Below are 1,903 nucleotides of genomic sequence, written 5' to 3'. Positions count from 1 at the left end.
CGTTCAACCTTCAGGCCTTCCTCGAACGGCAGGGCGACCGCGGCTTCGATGCACTTGATATTGGCTTCGGGTGCGTCAAAGCCCTTGAACGCCTTGGCATTGGCCTTGCGGACTTCGGCGAAGAACGGCGCCAGATCGGCCGCGCTGCCGCCCAACTTGCTGTTGTCGTCGCGCACCTTCTTCAGCGGGCGGCCTTCGGCCAGAACCTTGCGGGCGAAGGCGACAGCGCCGGCGGTCAGATCACCGTCTACCACCTCATCCACCAGCCCGGTGGCCAGCGCATCCTTGGCGCCCATCTGCGCGCCGCTGGTCACCATTTCGGTGGCCTTCTTCGCGCCAACGATGCGCGGCAGGCGCTGCGTGCCGCCGGCGCCGGGCAGCAGGCCCAGCTTCACTTCCGGCAGGCCGAACTTGGCCTTGGCATCGCTCACCCGGTAATGGGCGCACAACGCCACTTCCAGGCCGCCGCCCAGCGCGGTGCCGTGGATGGCGGCGATCACCGGTACGGGCGAGCTTTCCATGGCATCCTGCACCGCCGGCAACGAGGCACCGCGCGGCGGCTTGCCGAATTCGGAAATGTCGGCCCCGGCGATGAAGGTGCGGCCGGCGCAGACCAGCACGGCGGCCTTTACCGCAGAATCAGCGGCGATGGCGGCAAACGCCCCGGCCAGGCCATCGCGCACATCGGCGGACAGCGCGTTGACCGGCGGTGAATTGACCGTGACGACGGCGATTTCGCCATCCTTTGCGAGATCGACGACGTTGTTGATGGCGGTCATGGCGGTTTTCTCCCCGATTATTGGCTTGTTGTGGATTGTTAGCATCACCTTGGCGCGATTGCAGCCTTGTGGATAGGCCAGTGTTTGCGTAGTTTCTCACCCAATGGCGATGAAACTGACCTTGCAACAGCTGATGACGCGGGCCGCGCTGCCGGCGGTGTGCGTGGCTGTCGCCAGCTATTTTTCGTTCCACGCCGTGTCCGGCCCCACCGGCTATGTCGCCTGGCGCGATTACAAGGTGCAGCGTTCGAAGCTGCAACAGTCGGTGCAAACCAGCGAGGAACAGCAGGCGGCGTTGCAGCGCCGGCTCGTGCTGCTCGATCCGCGCCATGTCGATCCCGATCTGGCCGATGAACTGGTGCGCCGCAATCTCGATCTGGTGAAGCCGGACGAGTTGATCGTGCCCCTCCCGCAGGCCGCGCCCGCCAGCTGATACTGCTGAATTTGAAGGCGTTTAACCGTTCTGGCACCTTGTGCCGGATAGGGGCTTTTCGGCGCGGGTGCGACATTTTATACCTGTCAGGTACCGCCAGTGAAAGGTGAATATCTTGGCACGCAGCACGGGCCGCAAGGCCGCATCCGCCCCGCCGATTCCGAACTGGCCGCGGCCTGATGAACCGGAACGGTTCGTCGCCTCACGTGATCAACTGCTGGAAATGTACCGCCAGATGGTGCTGATCCGCCGGTTCGAGGAACGCGCCGGGCAGCTGTATGGCATGGGGCAGATCGGCGGTTTCTGTCACCTGTACATCGGCCAGGAAGCCGTGGTGGTGGGGCTGCAGGCCGAGCTGATCAAGGGTGACAGCATCATCACCGGCTATCGCGATCACGGCCACATGCTGGCCTGCGGCATCAGTTCCAAGGCGGTGATGGCGGAATTGACCGGCCGTGCGGCGGGGATCAGCGGCGGCAAGGGCGGTTCGATGCACATGTTCAGCGTTGAACATGGCTTCTTCGGCGGCCACGGCATCGTGGCGGCGCAGGTGCCGCTGGGCGCTGGCCTGGGTTTTGCCCACAAGTACAAGGGTGATGGCCATATCGCCGTGACCTATTTTGGCGATGGCGCGTCCAACCAGGGCCAGGTTTATGAAAGCTTCAACATGGCCGAGCTGTGGAAGCTGCCG

Annotated in this window: 3 protein-coding genes; 2 read left to right on the top strand and 1 reads right to left on the bottom strand. The window is 64.1% G+C overall.

Annotation, left to right across the window (positions count from 1 at the left end):
• Nucleotides 1-779 (bottom strand): enoyl-CoA hydratase/isomerase family protein (locus RT662_RS09770; protein ID WP_313670522.1); only part of this gene is annotated, 779 nt, incomplete at its 3' end.
• Between the two features lie 109 nt (nucleotides 780-888).
• On the opposite strand from RT662_RS09770, the gene RT662_RS09765 reads away from it, so the two are divergent.
• Together RT662_RS09765 and RT662_RS09760 are read left to right on the top strand one after the other, a co-directional pair.
• Nucleotides 889-1,212: a septum formation initiator family protein gene (locus RT662_RS09765; RefSeq protein WP_313670521.1), complete on the top strand. Its 324-nt coding sequence runs from the start codon at nucleotides 889-891 to the stop codon at nucleotides 1,210-1,212.
• Nucleotides 1,213-1,318: 106 nt separating this feature from the next.
• On the top strand, nucleotides 1,319-1,903 hold a 585-nt coding region (locus RT662_RS09760; RefSeq protein ID WP_409530156.1), incomplete at its 3' end, for a thiamine pyrophosphate-dependent enzyme.

It is taken from the genome of Sandarakinorhabdus sp. (genome assembly GCF_032115815.1).
In the GTDB taxonomy this organism is placed as follows: Bacteria; Pseudomonadota; Alphaproteobacteria; order Sphingomonadales; family Sphingomonadaceae; genus Sandarakinorhabdus.
Note: the sequence above shows the minus strand (reverse complement) of the source record. Positions and strands in the feature narration are given on the sequence as shown.

Bases quoted from the DNA above. Each gene is read 5' to 3' on its own strand.
- RT662_RS09765 (WP_313670521.1), top strand. From the start codon at position 889: ATGAAACTGACCTTGCAACAGCTGATGACGCGGGCCGCGCTGCCGGCG.